Annotated in this window: 20 protein-coding genes; 8 read left to right on the top strand and 12 right to left on the bottom strand. The window is 73.0% G+C overall.

What is annotated here, in order from left to right; translation table 11 throughout:
* Positions 1-5: 5 nt before the first annotated feature.
* The 8 genes from nadC to Cba03nite_RS13640 all read right to left on the bottom strand — a co-directional run bounded on the left by nadC (position 6) and on the right by Cba03nite_RS13640 (position 7,877).
* Positions 6-887, bottom strand: coding sequence for a carboxylating nicotinate-nucleotide diphosphorylase (gene nadC, locus Cba03nite_RS13680; RefSeq protein ID WP_203745787.1), 882 nt, complete (start codon positions 885-887; stop codon positions 6-8).
* The gene (locus tag Cba03nite_RS13670; RefSeq protein ID WP_239125709.1) at positions 884-2,674 is read right to left on the bottom strand and encodes an L-aspartate oxidase; all 1,791 of its coding nucleotides are present in this window, start codon (positions 2,672-2,674) and stop codon (positions 884-886) included. Before Cba03nite_RS13670 ends, nadC begins: the two co-directional genes overlap by 4 nt.
* Positions 2,675-2,764: 90 nt before the next feature.
* Positions 2,765-3,658: a septum formation family protein gene (locus Cba03nite_RS13665; RefSeq protein ID WP_203745786.1), complete on the bottom strand. Its 894-nt coding sequence runs from the start codon at positions 3,656-3,658 to the stop codon at positions 2,765-2,767.
* 99 nt (positions 3,659-3,757) lie between these two features.
* A complete protein-coding gene (locus tag Cba03nite_RS13660; protein ID WP_203745785.1) occupies positions 3,758-4,639 on the bottom strand; it encodes a septum formation family protein in 882 nt (293 codons plus the stop codon).
* Between the two features lie 95 nt (positions 4,640-4,734).
* Complete coding sequence (locus Cba03nite_RS13655) at positions 4,735-5,598, bottom strand: septum formation family protein (RefSeq protein ID WP_203745783.1); 864 nt, start codon at positions 5,596-5,598, stop codon at positions 4,735-4,737.
* A 79-nt stretch (positions 5,599-5,677) separates the two neighbouring features.
* Entirely contained in the window at positions 5,678-6,106 is a 429-nt protein-coding gene (gene panD / locus Cba03nite_RS13650; RefSeq protein WP_203745781.1) for an aspartate 1-decarboxylase, read from the bottom strand.
* 5 nt (positions 6,107-6,111) lie between these two features.
* Entirely contained in the window at positions 6,112-6,960 is an 849-nt protein-coding gene (gene panC / locus Cba03nite_RS13645) for a pantoate--beta-alanine ligase (protein ID WP_203745779.1), read from the bottom strand.
* On the bottom strand, positions 6,957-7,877 hold the full coding sequence (locus Cba03nite_RS13640; RefSeq protein WP_203745777.1) for a Rossmann-like and DUF2520 domain-containing protein: 921 nt from the start codon (positions 7,875-7,877) through the stop codon (positions 6,957-6,959). The genes panC and Cba03nite_RS13640 overlap by 4 nt, the downstream gene beginning before the upstream one ends.
* Positions 7,878-8,162: 285 nt before the next feature.
* On the opposite strand from Cba03nite_RS13640, the gene Cba03nite_RS13635 reads away from it, so the two are divergent.
* Both Cba03nite_RS13635 and Cba03nite_RS13630 read left to right on the top strand, forming a co-directional pair.
* A complete protein-coding gene (locus tag Cba03nite_RS13635) occupies positions 8,163-9,221 on the top strand; it encodes an SAM-dependent methyltransferase (RefSeq protein WP_239125708.1) in 1,059 nt (352 codons plus the stop codon).
* Between the two features lie 206 nt (positions 9,222-9,427).
* Positions 9,428-10,582: an NADH-quinone oxidoreductase subunit D gene (locus Cba03nite_RS13630; RefSeq protein WP_203745773.1), complete on the top strand. Its 1,155-nt coding sequence runs from the start codon at positions 9,428-9,430 to the stop codon at positions 10,580-10,582.
* 60 nt (positions 10,583-10,642) lie between these two features.
* Here the strand turns inward: Cba03nite_RS13630 and Cba03nite_RS13625 are convergent, their stop codons facing one another.
* The 4 genes from Cba03nite_RS13625 to folK form a co-directional block, all read right to left on the bottom strand.
* Complete coding sequence (locus Cba03nite_RS13625) at positions 10,643-11,866, bottom strand: cation:proton antiporter (RefSeq protein WP_203745771.1); 1,224 nt, start codon at positions 11,864-11,866, stop codon at positions 10,643-10,645.
* Positions 11,867-12,138: 272 nt separating this feature from the next.
* Positions 12,139-13,395 carry an ABC transporter permease gene (locus Cba03nite_RS13620; RefSeq protein ID WP_203745769.1) on the bottom strand — a complete coding sequence of 419 codons (1,257 nt, stop codon included), beginning with the start codon at positions 13,393-13,395 and terminating at the stop codon, positions 12,139-12,141.
* 147 nt (positions 13,396-13,542) lie between these two features.
* Positions 13,543-14,076: a DUF3180 domain-containing protein gene (locus Cba03nite_RS13615; protein WP_239125707.1), complete on the bottom strand. Its 534-nt coding sequence runs from the start codon at positions 14,074-14,076 to the stop codon at positions 13,543-13,545.
* 22 nt (positions 14,077-14,098) lie between these two features.
* Positions 14,099-14,626, bottom strand: coding sequence for a 2-amino-4-hydroxy-6-hydroxymethyldihydropteridine diphosphokinase (gene folK, locus Cba03nite_RS13610; protein WP_203745767.1), 528 nt, complete (start codon positions 14,624-14,626; stop codon positions 14,099-14,101).
* A 21-nt stretch (positions 14,627-14,647) separates the two neighbouring features.
* On the opposite strand from folK, the gene folP reads away from it, so the two are divergent.
* From folP to Cba03nite_RS13580, 6 genes are all read left to right on the top strand, one after another.
* On the top strand, positions 14,648-15,481 hold the full coding sequence (folP, locus tag Cba03nite_RS13605; protein WP_203745827.1) for a dihydropteroate synthase: 834 nt from the start codon (positions 14,648-14,650) through the stop codon (positions 15,479-15,481).
* A 2-nt stretch (positions 15,482-15,483) separates the two neighbouring features.
* Positions 15,484-15,840, top strand: coding sequence for a dihydroneopterin aldolase (gene folB / locus Cba03nite_RS13600; RefSeq protein ID WP_203745765.1), 357 nt, complete (start codon positions 15,484-15,486; stop codon positions 15,838-15,840).
* A gap of 234 nt (positions 15,841-16,074) precedes the next feature.
* The gene (locus Cba03nite_RS13595; protein WP_203745763.1) at positions 16,075-16,392 is read left to right on the top strand and encodes a hypothetical protein; all 318 of its coding nucleotides are present in this window, start codon (positions 16,075-16,077) and stop codon (positions 16,390-16,392) included.
* An 8-nt stretch (positions 16,393-16,400) separates the two neighbouring features.
* A complete protein-coding gene (locus tag Cba03nite_RS13590; protein WP_203745761.1) occupies positions 16,401-16,763 on the top strand; it encodes a hypothetical protein in 363 nt (120 codons plus the stop codon).
* Entirely contained in the window at positions 16,760-20,494 is a 3,735-nt protein-coding gene (locus Cba03nite_RS13585) for an ATP-binding protein (protein WP_239125706.1), read from the top strand. The genes Cba03nite_RS13590 and Cba03nite_RS13585 overlap by 4 nt, the downstream gene beginning before the upstream one ends.
* 29 nt (positions 20,495-20,523) lie before the next feature.
* Positions 20,524-22,186: DMT family transporter (locus Cba03nite_RS13580; protein WP_239125712.1), on the top strand; the 1,663-nt coding region annotated here is incomplete at its 3' end.

Below are 22,186 nucleotides of genomic sequence, written 5' to 3'. Positions count from 1 at the left end.
GGCGTCTACTTCCGCGCTCGGAGGTCCAGGGCGATGTCCACGATAGGCGACGAGTGGGTCAGCGCCCCCACCGAGAGGTAGTCCACCCCGGTCGCCGCGTACGCGGCCGCGACCTCCAGGGTGAGCCCGCCGGTCGCCTCCAGCTCGGCCCGGTCGCCGACCGCCGCGACCACCTCGCGCAGCAGCTCCGGCGACATGTTGTCGCACAGCAGGAAGCTCGCCCCGGCGGCCACCGCCTCCTGCGCCTCGGCCAGCGTGGTCACCTCGACCTGCACCGGCACGTCCGGGAAGGTCTTGCGCACCAGGTCGTACGCCGCCGTGATGGAGCCCGCGGCGAGCTTGTGGTTGTCCTTGATCATGGCGACGTCGTACAGGCCCATGCGCTTGTTGGTCCCGCCCGCCGCGCGCACCGCGTACTTCTCCAGCGGCCGCAGGCCGGGGGTGGTCTTGCGGGTGTCCAGCACCAGCGCCTCGGTCCCGGCGAGCTGCTCGACCCAGCGGCGCGTGTGGGTGGCCACTCCGGACATGCGGCACAGCAGGTTCAGCGCGGTGCGCTCGGCCGACAGCAGGGTGCGGGTCGGGCCGGTGATCGTGGCCAGCACGTCGCCGCGCGCCACCGTGTCGCCGTCCTGCACGTGCACGGTCACCTCGGCGCCTGGCCCGGCCAGCTCGAACACCAGCTCCGCCACGGCCAGCCCGGCTACCACGCCCGCCTCGCGGGCGATCAGGTCGGCGGTGTCGGTCTGCTGCTCGGGGATGGTCGCCACGCTGGTCACGTCGAGCCGGTCCGGCCCGAGGTCCTCGCGCAGCGCGTTCGCCACGATGCGCTGCACCTCGTCCGGGTCGAGCCCGGCCTTGGCCAGCTGCGCCTGCGTGGTGTCCTTCATGCCATCGCCTCCCAGGTCTCGGTCATGGTCTCCGCGGCCAGGGCCGGGAACAGGTGGCCCCGCCAGTCCGGGGCCGCCTCTGGATGATCCTCTCGCCAGTGGCAGCCACGCGTCTCGACGCGCAGCGCCGCCGACGCCACCAGCGCGCTCGCCACGGTCAGCAGATTCGCGAACTCCCAGCCGGCGGTGCGGCCGGGCAGCGGCGGCGTGCCCACCTCGCGCAGCACGGCGGCGGTCTCGGCCAGCGTCTGCGCGCTGCGCAGCACGCCCGCGCCACGGGTCATCGCCCGCTGCAGCGCACGCCGGCGCGCGGCCAGCTCGTCAGGGTCCACCGGAGGCGCCGCCACGACGCCCTCCGGCGTCCAGGCCAGACCGGTGAACGCCGACTCGGCGTCCGCCGCACCGGGAACGGCCGGAGAGGCCGACCCACCGACCGCGTCACCACCCTCCGGCGTGCCGTCAGCGCCGAATCCGGCCTGCGGGGCGGTCGCGTCGGCGAGCACCGGGTCGGACTGCGGGGGCAGGTCGCGGGCGATGTCGGCGGCGATACGCCGGGCGAAGACCAGGCCCTCCAGCAGCGAGTTCGAGGCCAGGCGGTTGGCGCCGTGCACGCCCGTGCAGGCGACCTCACCGCAGGCGTACAGCCCGGGGATGCTGGTCCGGCCGTCGAGGTCGGTCCGCACGCCGCCGGAGGCGTAGTGCGCCGCCGGGGCCACCGGGATCAGGTCGACCGTGGGGTCCACCCCGGCCGCGAGGCAGTACGCCGTGATCGTCGGGAACCGGTTGGCCAGGTCGGGCACGTGCCGGGCGTCCAGATACACGTGGTCGGTGCCCGACGCCAGCATCTGCCGGTGGATGCCCTTGGCCACCACGTCGCGCGGAGCCAGCTCGGCCAGCTCGTGCTGCCCGACCATGAAACGCTTGCCGTCCCCGTCGACCAGGTATGCCCCCTCGCCCCGCAGCGCCTCGCTGACCAGCGGCTGCTGCGCGGTCCGGTTGCCGGGCAGGTAGAGCGAGGTCGGGTGGAACTGCACGAACTCCAGGTCGGTGACGTCGGCCCCGGCCCGCAGCGCCAGCGCCACGCCGTCCCCGGTGGACACCACCGGGTTGGTGGTCGCCGCGAAGATCTGCCCGAGCCCGCCGGTGGCCAGCACCACCGCCCGCGCCAGCACCGCGCCGACGCCGTCCTCGGTGCCCTCGCCGAGCACGTGCAGGGTGACCCCGCAGGCCCGCCCGGCGGCGTCGCGCAGCAGGTCCAGCACCAGCGCGTGCTCCACGAGCCGGATCCACGGGTCGCGGCGGACCGCGGCGTGCAGCGCCCGCTGCACCTCGGCGCCGGTCGCGTCGCCGCCCGCGTGCACGATGCGGTTGGCGTGGTGGCCGCCTTCGCGGGTCAGCATCAGCGAGCCGTCCGGGTGGCGGTCGAACTCGGCGCCCATCTTGATCAGCTCGCGTACCCGGGCCGGGCCCTCGGTCACCAGCACGTCCACCGCGGCCGGATCGCACAGCCCCACCCCGGCGACCAGGGTGTCCTGGGCGTGCGCGGCGGGGGTGTCCAGCGGGTCCAGGACCGCGGCGATGCCGCCCTGCGCCCAGCGGGTGGAGCCGTCATCGATGTTGACCTTGGTCACCACCGTGACGTGCAGGCCCGCCTCCCGCAGGTGCAGCGCGGCGGTCAGCCCGGCGATGCCGGACCCGATCACGACCACGTCGGTGGGCTCGAACCAGCTCGCCGGCCGTGCGGGCAACGCCCGCGGCGGCACCGGGAGCTCAACCGGGACTGTCAACGCCTTGCGCACCAGCACAGTCAACCGCGCCGCAGCCCGGCGTTCACCCCCGGCCCCACGTGAGTCCCCTCACGGCGCCGGCTCACCCGGTCAGCTCGGGATGCCCTTGCCCTTGCTGCCCTTGGCCGAACCGGTCATCTTCTTCGTCTCCAGCCACAGGTAGCAGCGCACCCCGCGGTCGCCCGCGGCCCAGGTGGCGCGGCTGTACGGCCACGAGATCACGCCGTACTTCGAGGTCGCGCTCTTCGCCACGCCGATGAAGTCGGCCATCACCTTGCGGCAGTTGTCGTGGAAGTAGTTCCAGTCCGCGTCGGTGCTCGGGTACTTGCGGGTCGCGGCGGCCATGAAGGTGCCGACGTACTCCGCGTTGTGCGACTTCGCGCAGTCGATCTCGGGCATGCTGTCCACCGAGCCGTTCTTGCCGGTCTCGGCGAAGCAGCCGAGCAGCAGCCCGGTCGGCAGGCTGCCGCGCAGGCTTCCCTTGCGCTGGACCCAGTCGGCGTCGTCGGTGACGGTGGTCAGCTCGTTCAGCTCGCACCGATACCACCGGGCGCCGCCTTGCCAGGCCGCCGAGGAGGGCAGCGTCAGCTCCAGGGTCAGCCGCCCGTCCCGCCACTGGCGGCCGGTGAACGCGGTCGCCCGCTCGTCGCACTCGGCGAACGCGGGCGCGACCGAGGCGTCGTCCGGCTCCGGCGGGGTGGCCAGCTCGGCGGCCGGGCCGGTCAGCTGCCCGACGTATACGGTCTCGCCGTAGTGCGCCAGCTCGCAGTCGACCGGGCGGTACGCCGTGGCGCGGCCGGTCCGCTCGTACGTGTTCTCGTGGCACACCTCGGCGCCGGGGGTGAACACCTTCGCCTCGGGCAGGGCCGCCCAGTCGTCGGCGAGCCGGCCGTCCACCCCGGCCGCGGCCGGGCCGCATCCGGTCAGCGCTGTCGCCAGTGCGCAGGCAGCCGCACCGGCGGCGATCCACCGCCTCCACGCCATGTGTCGTCCCTCCCAGACCCCGGTCCGCCCGGGGAGCCTAACCGAACAAAGGCTCGGGCGACACCGGAGCTGTCGACCATCTAGCAGCCCGGAAGGGGGTCACGACACGCTGACGAAGTTCGGCAGGCCCTTGCCCTTGCTGCCCTTGGCCGACTTCTTCATGGTGCTGCCGCCGAACCAGACGTAGCAGCGGACCAGGCGGTTGCCGTCGGCCCAGCCGTCCTCGCCCAGGTGGTACGAGACCACGCCCCAGCGCTGGGCGGTGGTGGCGGAGACGCCGAGGAACCTCCCGACGACGGCGCGGCACTGCTTGTGGATGACGTCCCACTGCCGCTCCGACTTGGGGAAGGCGACGTTCGCGGCGGCGCGGAACGAGCCCGCGAACTCGGCGTTGTGGGCGGTCGTGCAGGCCACGCGGGGCATCGTGTTGTTCGCCTTGCGGTTGTACTTGCCGCAGGTCAGCAGCGACGCCGCCGGGATGCCGTCCTTCAGGCTGGCGCTGCGCCGGACCCAGTTGGACCCGCCGCTGACCGAGTCGACCTCGGTCAGGTCGCACCGGAACCAGCGGGCGCCGCCCTTCCAGGCCGCGTCGGTCGGCGTGGTCACCTTCAGGACCAGCGTGCCGTCCGACCAGGGCCGGCCGATGTACTCCTTCGACTTCGCGTCGCACTCGGTGAACGCGGCGGCGAAGTCCTTCGCGCCCCGGGTCGCGGTCTCGGCGAACCGGCCCACGTGGACCGTCTCGGTGTAGTGCAGCTTCGAGCAGTCGACGGTCAGGTCGGTGTAGCGGCCGGTGCCCTTGGGCACCACGTCCAGGCATACCCCCGCGTCAGGAACGTAGCCCTCGACCTGCGCGACCTTCACCCAGTCGTCGGTCAGGTCGCGATCGACCGCGGCGGGCAGCTTGGCCGCGCAGCCGGCCATGGCCAGGCTCGTCAGCAGCGTCACCGTCATCGCGCCGGCCGTAAGACGTACCCGCATCGCCGTTCCTCCCCGTGTCACGGAACCCCGGGGCAGCCTAGACCGTCCCGTCCAATGCGGCGGACCGGGTTGTCGGACGGGGGCATCGGGCGAGGTCAGAAGTTGGGGACGCCCTTGCCCTCGGTGCCGCGGGCCGACTTCTTCATCGTCTTGTCGTCGAACCAGACCGCGCAGCCCACGAGGCGATTGCCCCCGTTCCAGCTGACGACGTCCTTCGGAAAGAGATACGTGCCGAAGCGGCCCGCCTGGTCCTTGCCCACCCCGACGAACTTCGCGATCAGCTCGCGGCACTGGCGGTGCAGCACGTCGAACTGCCGCTTCGACTTCGGGAACGGCGTGGTCGCCGTGGCCCGGACGGCGCCGACGTATTCGGCGTTGTGCGCCTTCGTGCACGGGACCGCGGCCACCTCGCCCTTCTCGGGCGCCGTCAGGCAACCCTGCAGCAGGTCCGCCGGCACGGATCCCTGCAGCCGACCCTGGCGGGCCGTCCAGCGGCCGGTCACGTCGAACAACTGGACCACGTCACAGCGGAACCAGCGGGCCCCGCCCCTCCAGGCTGCCTCGGTGGGCACGGAGACGTAGAGGTCGAGGCTGGCCTCCCACCAGAAACGCCCGAGGTAGCCCTTCGACTTCGCGTCGCACTCCGCGTAGGCGGTCGCCAGCTGCACCGGGCCGGGCATGGTGTCGGTCGTGAAGGTGCCGACGTGGACCGCCTCGCCGTAGTGGTTCGAGGCGCAGTCGATCTCGCCGTCTCTCGACGGGCGGGTCGCGTACTGGCCCGGCCGATCCCGGATACAGCTTCCGGCCTCCGGCGCGTAGCCCTTGACCTGTGCCACCTTGGCCCAGTCGTCGGTCAGCGCGCCGTCGGTCCCGGGCGGCGGCCCGTCGGCGCATCCCGCCGCGACCACCGTCGTCAGCAGCGCGACCACCATCCCACCGCGCAGCGAGCGTCCTCGCATGGCCGATCCTCCCCGTGTCCGAACTCCGGGCAGCGTAGAGGATCTTGTCCAGTACCCGGGATCGCCGGAACGGAGGACGTCAGCGGCTGAGCGTCAGGTCACCCCGTACGACGTCGCCGACCATGCCGCTGACCGCCTCGGCCGGGTCCGCGCCGAGCGAGATGATCCGGTTGCGCTCGTCGACGTGCACCACCCGCGGCGTGTACGCGCGCGCGGTCGCCTCGTCCACCTGCGCGTACGAGATGAGGATGACCAGGTCGCCGGGCTGCACCAGGTGCGCGGCGGCGCCGTTGATGCCGATCACGCCGGTGCCCCGCTCACCCGGGATCACGTAGGTCTCCAGGCGCGCGCCGTTGGTCACGTCCACGATCGCCACCTGCTCGCCGGGCAGCAGGTCGGCGGCGTCCATCAGATCCTCGTCGATGGTGACGGAGCCCACATAGTGCAGGTCCGCCTGGGTCACCGTGGCCCGGTGGATCTTCGACTTGAACATGGTGCGCATGAACATGGGGGTCAGTTCTCCTCGGTCCGGTCGGCCGCCCCGCTCGTGACGAGGTCGACGGGCAGGTTGTCGATGAGGCGGGTGGTGCCCACCCGGGCCGCGACCAGCAGCCGCGCCGGACCGGACACCGGGTCCTCGCTCAGGTCGGCGCCGCGCAGCGCCAGGTAGTCCACGTCCAGGCCGGCCAGCTCGGCGGTCGCGGCGGCCAGCACCTCGGCGGGGGTGTGCCGGGCCGCGCCCGCGCGCAGCGCCCGGGACAGGGCCAGCGCGGTCTCGTGCTCGTCCTCGCTCAGGTACCGGTTGCGGCTGGACAGGGCCAGGCCGTCCGGCTCCCGTACGGTCGGCACGCCGACGATCTCGGCGTCGTGCTCCAGGTCCCGCGCCATCGCCCGGATCAGGGTGAGCTGCTGGTAGTCCTTCTCCCCGAAGAACGCCGCGTCCGGCCGGGTGAGCCGGAGCAGCTTGTTCACCACGGTCAGCACGCCCGCGAAGTGGCCGGGGCGCACCGCGCCCTCCAGCACCGCGCCCAGCGGGCCGGGGTGCACGGTGACCTCGGGCTGGCCGTACGGGTACATCACCTCGGGGGTGGGCGCGAACACCAGGTCGACGCCCTCGCGCTCGCACACCGCCAGGTCCGCCTCGAAGGTGCGCGGGTAGCGGGCCAGGTCCTCGTTCGGGCCGAACTGCAGCGGGTTCACGAAGATCGTCGCGAGCACGAAGTCGCCGTGCTTGCGGGCCTCGCGCAGCAGCGTGGCGTGCCCCTCGTGCAGCGCGCCCATGGTCATCACGACCGCCACCGAGCCCTGCGCGGCGGCGCGCGCCGCGGCCAGCTCGGCGCGGGTGCGGACGACCGCGGTCACTTCGCGGCCTCGCCGAGGCCGACGTGCCCGGCGTCCGCGGCGGTGGAGTCGGCGAGCACGCCCAGCAGCGGCTCGGCGTCCGTCGCGCGCAGCCGGCCGGTGGCGATCGCCCGGTCGGCGGTGCGCCGGGCCAGTGCCACGTACGCGGGCAGCGAGTCGGGGGCGGTGCGCTCCAGTTCGCGTACGTGCCGGGCGACCGTGCCCGCGTCGCCGCGCGACACCGGGCCGGTGATCGCCGCGTCGCCCATCTTGAGCGCGTTCTCCAGCGCGGCCGTCAGCAGCGGCCCGAGCACCTTATCCGGGCTCAGCACCCCCGCGTCGCGCAGCCGGTCGGCCGCCTCGTTCACGAGCGTGACCAGGTGGTTCGCGCCGTGCGCGAGGCCCGCGTGGTAGAGCGCGCGCCGGTCCTCGGCGATCCACTCCGGGGAGCCGCCCAGGTCCGCGACGAGCGCGGCGGCGAGTTCGCGTACGCCGGAGTCGGCGGCGGTGACGCCGTACGAGATGCCGGGCAGCCGGCCCAGGTCGGCCGGGGTGCCGGTGAAGGTCATCGCCGGGTGCAGCGCCAGCGGCCGGGCGCCCACGGCGGCGGCCGGGGCCAGCACGGCCAGCCCGTGCGCGCCGGAGGTGTGCGCCACGACCTGGCCGGGCCGCAGCGCGCCGGTCGCGGCCAGGCCGGTCACCACGCCCGCGAGGGCGTCGTCCGGCACGGCGATGACCAGCAGGTCGGCCGCGGCGCGGGCCACCTCGTCGGCGGGAAGGTTGACGGCACCCGGGAGCAGGGTGCGGATGCGGTGCTTGGCGGCGGCGGAGACGCCCGAGGCCGCGACGACGTGGTGCCCGGCGGCCTCCAGGGCGGCGGCGAGGACCGCACCCACCCGGCCGGCGCCGATCACACCCACGGTGAGCTCAGCACTCATGTGACGATCCAGTCCTCTTCTTCGGGGTACCGGTCGCCGCAAGTATGCGCCCGGCTTCGGAGCGCTGGACAGAGACTGTGCGAAACCGCACTGCCGCGGAATGTTCACATAAGCACCAACGAACGGCGCCCCCGGAACCACGTCCCGGGAGCGCCGTTCGTGACCGCGCTCTCAGGACCGCGAACCCGGTGGGTGCGATCGATCCGCGGGCGGCGGACCGTAGATTCGGCAGGGCGGCCGGCGACGAACGGAGAGTGAACCGCACCCATGCGATGGCGGGACGCGATGCGAACGGCGCTGTACGGCCCGGACGGGTTCTTCGTCCGGGACCGGCCCGCCGCCCACTTCCGGACCAGCGCCCACTCCCCCCACTTCGCGCGAGCGATCGCCCGGCTCGCCGTGGACCTCGACGCCGCGCTCGGCTCCCCGGAGGTGTTCGACCTGGTGGACGTCGGCGCGGGCGGCGGCGAGCTGCTCACTGGGGTGATGGTCGCCCTACCCGAGCGGTTGCGGGCTCGCGTCCGCGCGGTCGGCGTCGAGATCACGCCCCGCGAGGGCGTGACGATCCCGTCGTCGCCGCCCTCGGCTCCGGACCGCTCAGCGGACGCACCGCGCGGCGGCTCAGCAGGCGGCGACGACGCACTGCGAGGCAGCGAGATAGAGCCGGGCCGGATCGAGTGGCGGACCGACGTGCCGCGCGGGCTGACCGGGTTGCTGCTGGCGACGGAATGGCTCGACAACGTGCCGCTGGACCTGGCGCGGGACGATACTTACCTGGACACCTCACTCGCTGCGTGCGGTCCGCTCGACGCGGCCGACGCGGACTGGGTCGCGCGGTGGTGGCCTGCGGCGCCCGGCGAGATCGTGGAGGTCGGGCGGGCCCGCGACGAGGCCTGGGCCGAGGCGGTCGGCGCGGTCACCGCTGGGCTCGCGCTCGCGGTGGACTACGGGCACCTGCGCGAGGACCGGCCTCCGCTGCCCACCGCGACGGGCTTCCGCGATGGGCGGGAGGTCCTGCCCGCCTTCGACGGCACGACCGACATCACCTGCCACGTCGCCCTGGACTCCGCGGCCGCTGCGGCCGGCGAAGACCATCTGCTGGTACGCCAGCGCGAAGCGCTCGCCCGCCTCGGCCTCGACGGCGCCCGGCCGCCGCTGACCCTGGCCTCGACCGACCCCGTCGGCTACGTGCGTGCCCTGGCCGCCGCAAGCGAGATCGCCGAACTGACCGCCCCCGCCGGCCTCGGCGCCCACTGGTGGCTCGCCCACTGGACCGGCCTCGACCCGCACCGCGTCCCCCTGCTCCACCCTGTCGCGCCCCCTTCCGGCCGTCCCACGTCCTGAGACCCGGCCCGCCGACGGGGCATGATCGCGGTCTCGTGTCGAAACATGCGGTCACAGCACACCTTTGGACACGAGACGGGGATCTTGGCACTCAGCGCGCGGCGCCCGGGGCGGGACACCGTCGGGTGAGGGTTAAGAAGGTGCCCTTCCTCTACGGATAGCGTTAAGAAGGTGCCCTTCCTTTCGGAAGGCTTACGATGGCGCGCATGGCGGATGCGGGTACGCGGGAGCTGACGGTCGGCGCGGGCGCGGGCGCGCAGCAGCTCGGCACCGACATGGTGCTGAACATCGGGCCGCAGCATCCCTCGACGCACGGCGTGCTGCGGCTGCGGCTGGTGCTCGACGGCGAGAAGGTGCTCTCCGCCGAGCCGATCATCGGCTACATGCACCGCGGCGCGGAGAAGCTGTTCGAGGTGCGCGACTACCGGCAGCTGCTGGTGCTGACCAACCGGCACGACTGGCTCAGCGCGTTCAGCAACGAGCTGGGCGCGGCGATGGCCGTCGAGCGGCTGATGGGCCTGGAGGTCCCGGAGCGCGCGGTGTGGCTGCGCACCGCGATGGCCGAGCTGAACCGCGTGCTCAACCACCTCATGTTCCTCGGCTCGTACCCGCTGGAGATCGGCGCGATCACCCCGATGTTCTACGCGTTCCGCGAGCGCGAGGTGCTGCAGGCGGTGATGGAGGAGGCCTCCGGCGGCCGCATGCACTACATGTTCAACCGCGTCGGCGGGCTGAAGGAGGAGGTCCCGGCGGGCTGGACCCGGCGCGCCCGGGAGGCCGTCGACCTGGTCGCCTCGCGCATGCCGCTGCTGGACGACCTGATCCGGCGCAACGACATCTTCCTGGCCCGCACCGTCGGCGTCGGCGTGCTCACCGCCGCCCAGGCCGCCGCGTACGGCGCCTCGGGGCCGGTCGCGCGGGCCAGCGGCCTGGACTTCGACCTGCGCCGCGACGAGCCGTACCTAGCCTACGGCGAGCTGGACGTCCCCGTGGTCACCAAGACCGCCGGCGACTGCCACGCCCGGTTCGAGGTGCTGCTCGACCAGGTGTACGCCTCGCTGGACCTGGTCCGCCAGTGCCTGGACCGGGTCGACCGGATCACCGGGCCGGTCAACGTACGCCTGCCGAAGGTGGTCAAGGCCCCCGAGGGGCACACCTACGCGTGGACCGAGAACCCGCTCGGCGTCAACGGCTACTACCTGGTCTCCAAGGGTGACAAGACGCCGTGGCGGATGAAGCTGCGCACCGCGTCGTACGCCAACGTGCAGGCGCTGTCGACGCTGCTGCCGGGGACCCTGGTGCCGGACCTGATCGCGATCCTGGGCTCGATGTTCTTCGTCGTCGGCGACGTCGACAAGTAGCCGCCGGATACGCGAAAACGCGCCCTCCCGGTCCCGGAAGGGCGCGTTCCGCGTGCTCGGTCAGCGGTAGCGGCGGTCGTAGTCGCCGCGGTCGCGCTCGCGCTCGCGGCCACGGCCGCGGTCGTCCTCGTAGTCGGACCAGCGCTCCTCGCGGTCGGAGCCGGTGATCGCCCGGGGCTCGCGCCGCGAGCCGCGGTCGTCGTCCTGGTCGTCGTCGAAGAAGCTGCTGGGGCGGTTGTCCTCGCGGCGCACCGCCGCCCACCGGTCCTCGATGCGCAGCTCGGTGCCGGAGCCGTCGCTGTGCAGCGCCGCCCGGCGCTCGCCCATGCGGACCTCGCGGCCCCGGTCGTCGCTGCGGACGCTCGCCCAGCGGTCGCCGGCGCGTACGCCCGGCCGCTCGTCGTCGTCGCGCTCGGACCAGCGGCCCTCGATCGCGTCGGCGCGGCCCGGACGGCGGTCGTCGTCGCGGTCGCGGCGGGAGGTCCAGCTGTCGCCGCCGGAGACCGGCTCGTCGGCCTCCCGGCGGCGCTCCAGCTGCTCGCGCAGCCGCTGCTCGGTCCAGGACTCCTCGTGGCGGTCGCGCTCGCGGCGCTCCGAGCGGGAACGCCGCTCCTCGCGGGGGCTCTCGGCGCGGGAGCCGTAGTCGGTGTCGCGGCCGCGGTCGAAGCCGCCGGCCGGGCTGCCGTAGACCGCGCCGCGCTGGTTGTCCTCGCCGTGCGGGTCGACGATGGTCTGCCGGGTGGTGACCTGGACCGTCTCGGTGTGCCGGACCACGCCGGGCATGCCCGCACGGCCGCCGTGCGGCGCGGGCTGGTGCGGGGCCGGCGACGGGCCGCCGCGGCCGGCGCCCGCCGGGGCCGCCTGCCCGCTGCGTGCCACCTCGGCGCGGACCGCCTCCAGCTGCGCGCGGGTCGCCTCCAGCTCGTGCCGGGTGGCCTCCAGCTGGTCCACCAGGTACTGGAACTTGTCGCCGAACGCGCGGTGCGTGGCGTGGGCGGCGGTGGAGATGTCGTCGCGGACGTCGGTCCGTACGGTGTCGATCTCGTCGAGGATCATGTCCTCGAGCTCCAGCCGAACCGTCTCGGTGTCGCGACGGAGAGTGATCGACAGGCCGATCAGGATCACCGACAGGATGACCACGCCCACCGCGGCCCGCAGTGCGGTGCCACCATCGGCGATGAACAGGAACAACGCCGCCAGCGGGGCCAGCCCGACCCCGCCCCAGAACAGCACCGGGAGCAGGCGCGCGTGGCGCTGTTCATCGCGAGTGTCCGAGTTCGGCATGTTGCTAGAGGCTACCGACAGTTGCCGCCGAGGGGAATGCTCTGCGGCGCTGAAATGCGCGAACCTCCGCCGCGGAGATCGCCTCGTGCCCGTCCGGAACAGGTGCGCGACCCAGCGGGGCTTGCGCAGCCCCAGCATCGGCGCCCGCCGAGCCGGTAATCGCTGAACTCTCGTCACGAGAGGTTCAACGATCCCTCGCCCCTTTCGCCCGTCTTGCCCACGAAAGTGGCACAGTGCTGCCGGCGCCCGCCTCCGCGGTCAGGCGCCCGGAGTCACCTCAGCGAACTCCAGCGGTCCTCGTCGCCCCACTGGTCGGTGCGGGCAGGCGCGGCCTGCGCGGGCAGGTTGGCCCAGGTGTCGCCGCTGCCCGTGGACCACGCGGCGGTGCCGGGCACGCCCACGTCGGACCAGTCGTCGGGGCTCTCCTCGTCCACCGGCAGCGGGCGGCCGAACGTCTCCACCAGCCGCGTCACCACCAGGCCGACCGCGACCACCCCGGCGGCGAGCGCGTAGTGCGAGATGCGCCAGTTCGCCGCGTCCTTGCCGGCGTACCAGACGACCAGGCTGAGCAGGCTGACGCTGAGCAGCGTGCCGAAGACGCCGCCGCGGCGCCCGTACGCGCTCACGCCGCCGACCAGCGCCGCGCCGATGGCCAGGCCGGTCAGCTCGATGCCCTCGGTCGGCACCACGACCTGCTCGGTGGCCCCGTTGAGCGCGGCGAGCAGCACGCCCGCCACCGCCGCGAGCGCGGTCGAGGCGATCAGGCCGAGCGAGGCGACGACGCCGCCCAGGCCGCCCCGGCGGTGCGCGGGGTCGCCCACCGGGCGGAACCGGCCCACGCCGCGCCGGATGGAGCGGATCGCGCCCAGCAGCCCGGCGACGAGGCTCAGCGCGGCGAACCCGGCGTACAGGTAGAGCGCCTGGTTCGTCGGGTCGAACTCGCCCGCGACGGTGAGCGGATCGGGGTGCTTCTGGATCCAGACGATGACGGCCAGCGCGGCGGCGAGGCTGCCCGCCCAGCCGGGCACGTGGAAGCCGACGACCAGGACGGCGATGACCAGGCCGACCCCGGCGGCGAGCGCGACGGCGACCCCCGCGGTCGGGACCACGCCGTCGTTGCCGCGCTCGGCGTAGAACAGCGCGGCCGCCGAGGCGACGGGGCCGAGCGCCAGGTTGACCGCCCCGGCCCGCATCGTCATCGCCGCGCCGAAGGCCAGCAGGCCCAGCGCCGAGGCGAAGACGAGCAGCTCGTTCAGCCGGTCGCCGCTGATCTGGGCCGGGTGGCTGCTGTGCAGCAGGAAGCCGAGCACCACGATGCCGAGGAGGAGCACGCCCTCCCACGCGAAGTGGATGCCGAGCCGGTCCCGGCCGACCTCGCCGTGCGCGGGGTCGTCGAAGACGTCGTCGAGGTTGGCGGCGGGCGTCGCCCGCGGCCGGTACTGCACACCCGCGACGGACTCCTCATGGAAGCTCTCGCCACGGAACCGCCGCTGCCCTGTCGCGTCGGTCGCATCGCTGTCGTAGGCCATGACTCGCGCCTCCCGAGTCGGCTGCCGGTCGCGGGGTACGACACGGCATCACGCACGGCAACCTACCGGCTGGAACGTGAATGCGACAGTCTTGTCCGGCGATAACCTGCTGCTGGCGTCTCGTGTCGGAAAGTGGTCGCGCTCGGTTCAGTCGATGTCCGGCGTCTCGTCCTCGGGCCGCCGGGGCACCCGGCACGCCCGCTCCAGCCACAGCCCCGCGGCCAGCAGCGCCAGCGAGCACACCAGCGAGACGAGCGCGGCGGGCAGGTCCCGGCCCGCCGCGGCCAGCTGGTCGGTCTGCTGCTGCTCGAAGAACAGCCAGATGCTCAGCCCGGCCGCGAACCCGGCGAAGATCGCGCCCGCCAGCGAGGAGGCCTTGGCGAGCACCACGTACCGGGCCACGGCCAGCGCCTCGACGGGCGGGCGACCCGGCCGGCGCTCGATCCGGGCCCGGGTCTGCTGCGCCAGGGCGAACTCGCCGATGGCGAGCGCGAGCAGGATGAACGCGGTCAGCCAGCCGTTGCTGCCGAGGAACGGCAGGTACGCCAGGTCGAAGTACCACTCGCTGATGACCAGCCAGGCGATCGCGGCGGAGCCGATGCCCGCCACGACGAGGGTGGCCGGGTTGGTGGGCCGCAGCCGTGGCTCCGGTGTCGACGGCTGGCTCACTTCGGTCCGCACCCCTCACTACATCGGCTGGGGGTCACTCTACTTCGAGCCGCACAGCGGGCAGGGCGGTCATCGCGGCCACCTCGGCCGCCATGGGTTCGGCCAGCACCAGCTCGTTGACCCAGCCGTGGCCGGGCAGCTCGGCGTACGGCTGCACCTCCAGCCACGGGCGCAGCACGAACGCCCGCTGGTGCGCGTGCGGGTGGGGCAGCGTCAGCTCCGGGGTGTCCCGCAGGATCGGCTCGCCGTCGTCCGTCCAGGCCGCGACGAGGTCCACGTCGAGCGTGCGCGGGCTGTAGCGCCGCGCCTGGTGGCGCACCCGCCCGGCCTCGTGCTCGATGCCCTGCGCCGTGAGGAGCCACTGCTCCACGCTCTGCGGGCCGCGCACCAGCAGCGCGGCGTTGTAGTACGCCGGCTGCTCGGTGTCGCCCCACGGCGGCGTCTCGTAGACGCCGCTCACCGCGAGCAGCTCCCCCTCCTGGGCCAGGCGCCGCACCGCGAAGCGCAGGTGGTCGGCGCGGTCGCCGAGGTTGCTGCCTATCGAGAAGACCACTGCCGTCACGCCCGATATTCTCGCAGCGTGGTGGTCGACCTGATGCGCGCGACGCCGCCCGTCGTGATGGGGGTTCTCAACGTCACCCCCGACTCCTTCTCCGACGGCGGCCTCTATGACGACCTCGACGCCGCCGTACGGCACGGGGTCGAGCTGCACGAGCAGGGCGCGCACCTGGTGGACGTCGGCGGCGAGTCGACCCGGCCGGGCGCGCTGCGGGTGGACGCCGACACCGAGATCAAGCGGGTGGTGCCGGTCATCGCGGCGCTCACCGCGGCCGGGGTGGCGACCAGTGTGGACACCACCCGCGCCGCCGTCGCCGCCGCGGCGGTGCAGGCCGGGGCCGCCGTCGTCAACGACGTCTCGGGCGGGCTGGCCGATCCGGACATGCGCCGCGTGGTGGCCGCGGCCGGCTGCCCGTACGTGGTGATGCACTGGCGCGGGCACTCGGCCGGCATGCAGTCGCTGGCCGTGTACGAGGACGTCGTCGCCGAGGTGCGCGCCGAGCTGGCGCAGCGGGTGGACGAGGCGCTGGCCGCCGGGATCGCCGCCGACCGCGTCATCATCGACCCCGGCCTGGGCTTCGCGAAGACCGCCGCGCACAACTGGGCGCTGACCCGCCACCTGGACCGGCTGCTGGACCTGGGCTTCCCGGTGCTGTTCGGCGCCAGCCGCAAGTCCTATCTGGGAGTGCTGCTCGACGGCCGCCCGGCCCCGGAGCGCGACGCCGCGACCACCGCGACCAGCCTGCTCGCCGCCGCCGCGGGCGCCTGGGGGGTACGCGTGCACGACGTGCGCGCGACCGCGGACGCGCTCGCGGTGTGGCGCGCGACGGGCCGCCCCCGGCTGCGCTACGAAGGCTGACCATGGACCTCATCACGCTCACCGGCCTGCGGGTACGCGGCAACCACGGCGTCTTCGACTTCGAGCGGCGCGACGGGCAGGACTTCGTCGTGGACGTGGTGCTCGAACTGGACCTCGGCCCGGCCGCCGTGAGTGACGACGTGCGCGACACCGTGCACTACGGCGAGCTGGCCTCACGTCTGGCCGAGATCGTGGCCGGCCCGCCGGTGAACCTCATCGAGACGCTGGCGCGGCGGCTCGTCGATGCCTGCCTGGCCGACGAGCGCGTCGCCCGGGCCACCGTCACCGTCCACAAGCCACAGGCGCCGATCCCGCTGACCTTCGCCGACGTGAGCGTCACGATGAGCGGCGCAAGGTGACGGCCGGACATCCGACACCCGCCACAAGCTGCACGGCTTGTCGCGCCGGTGGGGGCACCGTACGCTCTGCTATGGATCGAACACCGGTCCTAGACAACAGCAAAACCCCGGCGCTCCACTACGAACTGTGATCGACACGAAGCAGGGTGTCATCGGCCGCATCCCACCGCCGATGACCTCCATCGGTAAGGCTTAGGCAATTGCAGCGCCGGTCGCGCACCGGGGAGGTACCGAATGATCGCCATGGAGCTGGTCCAGGCGGCGTGGAGCCATGCCACGCCGACCCTCGACATGATCGCCGACGCGGTCCTGGCGGCCCCGGACCCCAAGGGCAACATCGCGACCAACGACATCCTCACCTTCTTCGCCACGAAGATCTCTCCGATCCTGCTGGCCATCCTCGGCGTGATCTTCATCGGCCGCGCCAGCAAGGGCGAGGTCTCGAAGGTGCTCACCAGCTCGGCAATCGCGATCATCGGCGTGGCGTTCATCGTCGGCGCGGGGGCGCTGCTGCTGGTCGGTGAGAACCTGATCGACATCATGTTCGAGTAGGCGGAGCGATGCGGCTGCGTACGGACGACGACATCTACCGGGCCCGCCTGGTCTACCTCGGCCCGCCCGGCTACACCCTCCCGGTGCAGCTGCCCTACGCGCAGTACGGCCTGTTCGTGCTGCTCGTGCCGCTCTACATGGGCATACACTGGCTGTTCAGCCAGCGCTTCGAGATCTTCCCCGCGTGGGAGATCGCGCTGGCGATCGTCACCACGTCGTACGTCTTCCGCCACGTCGATCCCGACCGCCCGGCGCGCATGGTCATCCGGACCGCGCTCACCGACTGGCGGCGCACCCGCGAGCCGGTCACCGAGCGCCGCGACCCGCGCCTGGTCGCCCGCCGCGTCGTCGTCCGGCAGGCGATCACATGACCAGCAACGATACCGAGTACGACCTGGACGACGCCGTCTCCGACGTCGTCCCCTCCGTCGAGGGACCCGCCACGCAGGGCCCGGTCGCCGTGTTCCAGCCGCCCCGGCGGCGCGAGCCGGCCGAGCCGGACGCCGTGGGCGACGAGCCCGGCGCCCGCCCCGAGGCGCGCACCGCCGACCTGCGCAGCGACCTGCAGACCGCGGCCGACCGGCGCGCCGCCGAGATGCGCGCCGCCGCCGACGCCGCGACCCAGGCGCAGCGCGAGCGCGCCGCCGCGACCCGCCGCGACCCGGAGCCGCCCCGCGCCGCCCCGCCGCTGCCGTCCGGTCCCGACATCGAGTCGCCGTTCCTGGAGCTGTTCGACTCCGAGGCCGCCGAGCCCGGCTCGGTCGGCCGCACCGCCGCACCGCCGCGCACCCCGGCCGCCCCGACCCGCGCCACGCCGCCTGTGACCAGGGTGGACGGGCCCTATGGGCGTACCGTCCGGCGGCCGGAGGAAGGCCCGGCCGGAGTGGCCCGGCGCGGTCCCGTGCGGGCCGACACCCCACCGGTGGCTCCGCCTCCGGTCACGCCCTCGCCGGTCGCGCCGTCCGCCGTGGGCGCCGGATGGGCGGACGACGACTTCGATGACGACTTCCCGCCCGGACGCGCTGACGGGGCCGCTGGGCCGGCCACCCGCGGCTCGCGCAACACGCCGGTCAGCGGTGCGCCCACGGGCGGTGGCGCTCCGCGCAACGCGCCCACCAGTGGCGGACCACGCGGCACGCAGGGCGGTGATCTCGCGGGGAACGCGCCGGTCAGCGGCGGTCCGCGTAGCGCGCAGACCGGGGGTTCCGCGGCTGACGCGCCCGTCAGCGGTGGGCCGGGCAACCGTCCCGTCAGCGGCGTGCCTCGCAACGCGCCGGTCAGCGGCGTGCCTCGCAATGCGCCGGTCAGCAGTGTTCCGCGCAACGCGCCCGTGAGCGGTGTCCCGGTCAGCGGCGTGCCCATGCGCCCCGCGGCCGAGCCGCGCAACCGGCCGGTCAGCGCCATGCCCGTCAGCTCGGTGCCGGTGAGTACCGTGCCGCTGAGCAGCCGTCCGCTGCCACCGCGTGGGACGCCCCAGGCCGCGCCGCGCTCGGCCCCGCCGGACCCCGGCCGCCGCCAGGCCCCGCCGAAGAGCCGCGGCAAGCAGGTCAAGCCGGCCGCGCCGCCGAAGACGAGCAAGGACCGCGACGCCGCGCAGGAACTCGAGGTCACCGAGATCGCGGGTCATCTCACGTTCACTCCGCACGCCGTCACCGCCTGGTACGTGCTGCCCGAGGTGCGCTGGGCGTTCCGCCCCGACGCCGAACGCGAGGCGCTGCTGTCCGCCATCAGCGAGCAGTACGCCGGCCTCGCCGGCTTCCGCCTGCACCTGCGGCGTACCACCCGGCCCTTCCCGGCCGACCAGTGGGCCGCACAGCTCGACCAGCTCACCGCCCGCCCGCTGCCGCCCGTGCCGGGCGCGCCCGGCTGGGGCGACCACCTGGTCGCCGCGCAGCGCCACCTGCGCGAGATCAACCACAGCGAGGGCCAGACCTTCCTCGGCGTCACCTTCGCCCGCCGGGCGCTGGGCGACTCGTTCAGCGAGAAGCTGCTGCGCGCCTTCGGCAAGGGCACCGCCGACTCCGAGCGCCGCAAGCTCGGCAAGCAGGTCGAGCAGTTCGACGAGGTGCTCGCCGCGTTCGGCATGCGCGGCCAGCGCGCCGCCGCCGGCGAGCTGGAATGGCTGCTCTACCGCTCCGTCGCGCTCGGCATGAGCCCGCCGGACCTCATCGGCGCGGTCGGCCACGGCCGCTGGGACAGCGGCGACCTGCTCGCGCTCACCGAGCACATCGAGCGCTACCGCACCCCGTACGGCAGCACCGTCAAGCTCGTCAACCGCATGACCGGCGAGGAGCGGCATGTCGCCGTGCTCACCGTCGGCCGCATGGAGCCGCTCGACATCCCCGAGCGGCACGAGCCCTGGCTGCACTTCCACGAGCGCCTGCCCTGGCCCATGGAGCTGTCCTCGCGGGTCGACATCCTCGGACCCGGCGACAGCTTCCGCAACCTCGAACACCGGCTGCGCATGATCCGCTCGCAGCAGCTCGACTACCTCGAGCACGGCATGGACGCCCCGCCCGAGCTGGAGCGCCTGGCCAGCCGCGCCCTCGTCATGGGCGACGAGATGACCACGGGCCTGCCCGTCGACTCCGCCCGCGCGCACGGCTGGCACCGCATCGCCGTCAGCGGCGCATCACGCGAGGAATGCCTCGAACGCGCCCGCTCCGTCGTCGCCACCTACAGCCGCGAGCTGCGCATCTCGCTGCAGCACCCCAAGCAGCAGGACCAGCTCGCCCGCGAGTTCATCCCCGGCGAGCCCGTCGCCAACACCGGCTACCTGCGCCGCATGCCGGTACGCCTGCTCGCCGCCGCGCTGCCCCAGGCCGCGTCCGTCGTCGGCGACCGCCGCGGCGACCTGATCGGCCGCACCGCCGGCACCTGCCGCCGCCCCGTCTTCCTCGACCCGCACTTCCCCATGGAGGTGCGCGAGCGCTCCGGCCTGTCCGTCATGGTCGCCGAACCCGGCGGTGGCAAGTCCACCCTGCTCGGCGCCATGGGCTACCTCAACGCCCGGCGCGGCGTGCAGGTCACCCTGCTCGACCCGTCCGGCCCGCTCGCCCGCCTGGCCACCATGCCCGAGCTGCGGCCGTACTCCCGCGTGCTCAACCTGACCGGCGGCGAGCAGGGCACCCTCGCGCCGTACTCGCTCATCCCGACGCCGCAGCGGACCGAGTTCCCGCCCGGCCCCAACGGCGACCGCGAGTACGAGATCTCCGTCAGCAACGCCCGCGCCGAACGCCGCATGCTGGTGCAGGACATCTGCTCCATGCTCATGCCGCCGCAGGTCGCCCGCGAAGCCTCCACCGCGACCCTGCTCCGCCACGCGGTGCGCACCGTGCCCGCCGAGGAGACGGCCACCCTCGACGACGTCGTACGCTGCCTCGCCAGCATCGACGACACCGGCCGGGAGCTGGCCAACCTGCTGCTCGACACCGCCGAGATGCCGCTCGCCCTGCTGTTCTTCGGCAGCCCGCCCGGCGACCTGCTCAGCACCGACGCAGCGCTCACCGTCATCACCATGTCCGGGCTGCGCCTGCCCGACCTGAAGATCGAGCGCGAGTACTGGTCCGCCGAGGAGGCGCTCGCCCTGCCGATGCTGCACACCGCGCACCGGCTCGCCGTGCGCCGCTGCTACTCCGGCGACATGCACCAGCGCAAACTCGTCGGGCTCGACGAGGCGCACTTCATGGAGGGGTGGCGGTCCGGGCGGTCGTTCCTGGTCCGGCTCGCGCGAGACAGCCGCAAGTGGAACCTCGCGGCGCTCGTCGCGTCGCAGAACCCGAAGGACATCCTCGGGCTGGACGTGCAGAACCTCGTCTCGACCGTGTTCGTGGGGCGGATCGCGCAAGACCCGGAGATCGCGTCCGAGGCGCTGCGTCTGCTGCGGGTGCCGACGGATGTGGGGTATGAGGCCGTGCTCGCGTCGCTGTCCGCGCCCGACGCGAACAGCTCGGGACGGCTCGGGTATCGCGAGTTCGTGCTGCGCGACGTCGACAGCCGGGTGCAGCGGGTGCGGGTCGACGTGTCGTACGTTGCCGGGCTGCTGGAGACGCTGGACACCACCCCGACGGGGCAGGCGGCCGGCCAGGGAGGCAAGCGGTGAAGCGGCTTGTCTCCGCCACCCTCGCCACCATGGTGCTGGCGCTGGGGACGCTGTTCGGCGCTCCCGTGCAGGCGGCGGCGCCTGCGGCGGGGGTCGGGGCGGTGGCGCCCGGGGACAAGCTGTGCTCGCTGGAGGAGTGGACCAAGCGGGGGATCGACGAGTGCGTCGGGCGGCTGCAGGAGGTGAGCGCGGCACGTATCCAGTGCGTCAGCGCCCCCAATCCGGCCGCCCCGGACTCCGGCCTCGGCGGCTGGTTCGTCGGAAAGCCCACATGGACGACCGGGGCTGACGGAAGCAGCTACCTGCTCTACAGCGAATACGGATACGCCGGGTACGACTACACGACCTACGACATCAACTGCGTGCAGACCGTCATGCACCCGGACTACAAGCTTGAAAACACCATCGCCAACGGCGAGTTCATGCTCGCCGCTGGAATCGTGGGCGTGTCCAACGCGCTGCGCGAACGAGCATGGGCCCCCAGCGAGATGTGGGGCTGGGCGGACCCGCTGGTCGAGAAGGCTACGACGGCTCTGTACAAGCAGGTCTTCAGCGTCTTCGGCGTGATCACGCTGGCTGTGATAGGTATCTACCTGCTCTGGCGTTCGCGGCAGGCACAGATGTCCATGGCGTTGACGACGGTCGGCTGGGCCATCTTGGTCATGGTGGGCGTCACTGCTATCGCAAGCTGGCCTGTCCAATCTGCAAAAGCGGCCGACGGCACGCTAGTCGGAGTCCTGAGCGTAGTTCACGGTGCGGTGGGTCCTCGCGCGCAGGCATCGACAGTGTGCGACGACCAGACCCCTGGTGCGTGTGAGGACAAACGGCCGCCTGCTGTTCGTGCAGGGGACACGGCCGTACAGGCCCTCCTTTACCGCAATTGGCTTCGCGGCGCACTAGGCTCTGCCGACAGTGAAACCGCCCGCAAGTATGGACCAGCTTTGTACAGGGCCAAGAGCCTGAGCTGGGACGACGTGGCTGCGATCCAAGATGACACCAGCCGACGTGATGGAATCATTCGTGCTAAGCAGAGCGACTGGATGAAGGTCGCGGAGCAGATCAAGTCCGAGGATCCCGAGGCCTACCAATACCTTCAAGGCACCAAAGGCATGGAGCGGATCGGTGCCGGCTTCGTCGCGATCCTGTCGGCATTCAGCTACGCAGCATTCGATGTCGTCGCCTCCCTGCTGGTGCTGCTGGGCTTCCTCGTCATCCGCTGGGCCGTGATCGCCGCACCGGCTCTGGGCACGATCGGCATGCTGCGACCCGCTAGTGCCGGCCTGCGCCGACTGGTGAACTCGGTGCTCGCCGCCCTGTTTAACGTGCTGATCTTCGGCACGGGTGCCGCAGTTTACCTTTTCGCTGTCGACCTGATCATGAGCACCTCGTCGCTGCCCGGGTGGCTCCAGGTGACGCTAGTCCTTCTGTGCGGCGTGGTGGGATGGATCCTGCTACGCCCGTATCGCCGGATCACCCAGCTCGGCGGAGGCAGTAGCGGCACGTCGCTGCTCACGGCTAGGCCGTCGGCAGCACCTTCGAATACTGCATCGAACGATCGCAGTCCAGCCGCCGTCGTCGCTCCTGGCAGTTCCACTCCTCCCACAGTTCCTGAGGCACGGCCGGAACTCGCGGTCACCGCCGAGGACCCGGCGACGGTGGTGCGGGCAGAGGTTCGTGGCGGCGGCGAGCCGG

Origin of the sequence: Catellatospora bangladeshensis, from assembly GCF_016862575.1 — a bacterium.
In the GTDB taxonomy this organism is placed as follows: Bacteria; Actinomycetota; Actinomycetes; order Mycobacteriales; family Micromonosporaceae; genus Catellatospora; species Catellatospora bangladeshensis.
The sequence above is the reverse complement of the archived record's forward strand: the minus strand, read 5'-3'. Positions and strand labels throughout refer to the sequence as shown.

Coding starts and splice junctions, on each gene's coding strand:
- nadC (WP_203745787.1), bottom strand. CDS start 887: ATGAAGGACACCACGCAGGCGCAGCTGGCCAAGGCCGGGCTCGACCCG.
- Cba03nite_RS13665 (WP_203745786.1), bottom strand. CDS start 3,658: ATGGCGTGGAGGCGGTGGATCGCCGCCGGTGCGGCTGCCTGCGCACTG.
- Cba03nite_RS13660 (WP_203745785.1), bottom strand. CDS start 4,639: ATGCGGGTACGTCTTACGGCCGGCGCGATGACGGTGACGCTGCTGACG.
- Cba03nite_RS13655 (WP_203745783.1), bottom strand. CDS start 5,598: ATGCGAGGACGCTCGCTGCGCGGTGGGATGGTGGTCGCGCTGCTGACG.
- panD (WP_203745781.1), bottom strand. CDS start 6,106: ATGTTCATGCGCACCATGTTCAAGTCGAAGATCCACCGGGCCACGGTG.
- Cba03nite_RS13640 (WP_203745777.1), bottom strand. CDS start 7,877: ATGAGTGCTGAGCTCACCGTGGGTGTGATCGGCGCCGGCCGGGTGGGT.
- Cba03nite_RS13635 (WP_239125708.1), top strand. CDS start 8,163: ATGCGAACGGCGCTGTACGGCCCGGACGGGTTCTTCGTCCGGGACCGG.
- Cba03nite_RS13630 (WP_203745773.1), top strand. CDS start 9,428: ATGGCGGATGCGGGTACGCGGGAGCTGACGGTCGGCGCGGGCGCGGGC.
- Cba03nite_RS13625 (WP_203745771.1), bottom strand. CDS start 11,866: ATGCCGAACTCGGACACTCGCGATGAACAGCGCCACGCGCGCCTGCTC.
- Cba03nite_RS13620 (WP_203745769.1), bottom strand. CDS start 13,395: ATGGCCTACGACAGCGATGCGACCGACGCGACAGGGCAGCGGCGGTTC.
- folB (WP_203745765.1), top strand. CDS start 15,484: ATGGACCTCATCACGCTCACCGGCCTGCGGGTACGCGGCAACCACGGC.
- Cba03nite_RS13595 (WP_203745763.1), top strand. CDS start 16,075: ATGATCGCCATGGAGCTGGTCCAGGCGGCGTGGAGCCATGCCACGCCG.
- Cba03nite_RS13590 (WP_203745761.1), top strand. CDS start 16,401: ATGCGGCTGCGTACGGACGACGACATCTACCGGGCCCGCCTGGTCTAC.
- Cba03nite_RS13585 (WP_239125706.1), top strand. CDS start 16,760: ATGACCAGCAACGATACCGAGTACGACCTGGACGACGCCGTCTCCGAC.